Origin of the sequence: Pseudogemmobacter faecipullorum, assembly GCF_020539525.1 — a bacterium.
In the GTDB taxonomy this organism is placed as follows: domain Bacteria; phylum Pseudomonadota; class Alphaproteobacteria; order Rhodobacterales; family Rhodobacteraceae; genus Pseudogemmobacter; species Pseudogemmobacter faecipullorum.
Map to the genome: position 1 here is coordinate 1 of NZ_JACDXX010000072.1, position 1,334 is coordinate 1,334.

The window sequence follows — 1,334 nt, forward strand, 5'->3', positions numbered from 1 at the left end:
GGGAGTGTCTGAAAGTCTGTGTATCTGATCGGGGCCACGCGGTTATCAGATACGGTCAGGCGTCGAAACGCCCGGTGAACATTATGGCCAGCTGATTGCGGGCCGCAACCCATTCCCGGACAGCGCGGCCGCCCTTTTCGAAGTTGCGGATAGCCAGGAAGATCAGCTTCGTGGCGGCCTCCTCGGTCGGGAAAGAACCCTTGGTCTTCAGCGTTTTCCGCAGCACACGGTTCAGCGACTCTACGGCATTTGTGGTGTAGATGATCTTTCGGATCGCGGCGCTGAAGGCGTAGAACGGCGTAACCTCGGCCCAGGCCCGACGCCAGGCGGGGGCGATGGATGGGTATTTCCCGGCCCACTTTTTCTCGAAGGCATCCAGCTGGCGGGCAGCCTCCTCAGCGGTCGGGGCCTCGTAAATGGGGCGCAGGTCAGCCGCCACGGCCTTGCGATCCTTCCAGCTGCAGAAGTTCATCGAATGCCGGATCAGATGCACGATGCAGGTCTGGACCATGGTCTCCGGGAACGCCGCAGTGATCGCCTCGGGAAAGCCCTTCAGCCCGTCAACGACAGCTATCAGGATGTCCTGAACGCCCCGATTGCGCAGCTCGTTCATCACCGACAGCCAGAACTTCGCGCCCTCATTGTCGGCGATCCACAGGCCCAGAACCTCGCGTTCGCCGTCCCGGGTGACGCCCAGGGCGATGTAGACCGCCTTGTTCTTGACCATCCGGCTGTCGGCGTCGCGGATCTTCACGCGCAAGGCGTCGAAAATGACGATCGGATACATCCGGTCCAACGCCCGGTGCTGCCATTCCCGGACCTCGTCCAGCACGGCATCGGTGACACGGCTGATCAGGTCGGGCGAGACCCGCAGGCCGTAAAGATCCTCCAGATGAGCCTGGATGTCGCGCACCGACAGCCCGGCAGCGTAGAGCCCGATGATCTTGTCGTCGACGCCATCGATCCGGGTCTGGCCCTTCTTCACAAGTTCCGGTTCAAAGCTGCCCTCCCGGTCGCGCGGCACCGAAAGCGGCACCTCGCCGTCAGAGCCTTTCACTCGCTTCGTCGCCACCCCGTTGCGCCGGTTGGTCTGTTCCGCTGGCGGCTCAGATCCCGCCTCATAGCCCAGATGCGCCGTCAGTTCCGCACCGAGCATCCGTTCCATCAGGCGGATCTTCAGCTCCTTCATAAGTCCTGCATCACCAAGCAGATCTTCAGGCCGCTTACAGTCCTTCAGCAACTCGTCCAGCAGTTCGTTGGAAATCGTCATCGTCCTTGCTCCTCTCAGGAAGCATGGACCCAATCAGCCATACACAGAAGACCTGACACTCTCC

1 protein-coding gene is annotated in these 1,334 nt (G+C 61.5%); it reads right to left on the reverse strand.

Features of this window, described 5'->3' with window-relative positions; all coding sequences use genetic code 11:
* Positions 1-55 precede the first annotated feature (55 nt).
* Positions 56-1,270, reverse strand: coding sequence for an IS256 family transposase (locus tag H0485_RS21220; protein WP_226937863.1), 1,215 nt, complete (start codon positions 1,268-1,270; stop codon positions 56-58).
* Positions 1,271-1,334: the final 64 nt, after the last annotated feature.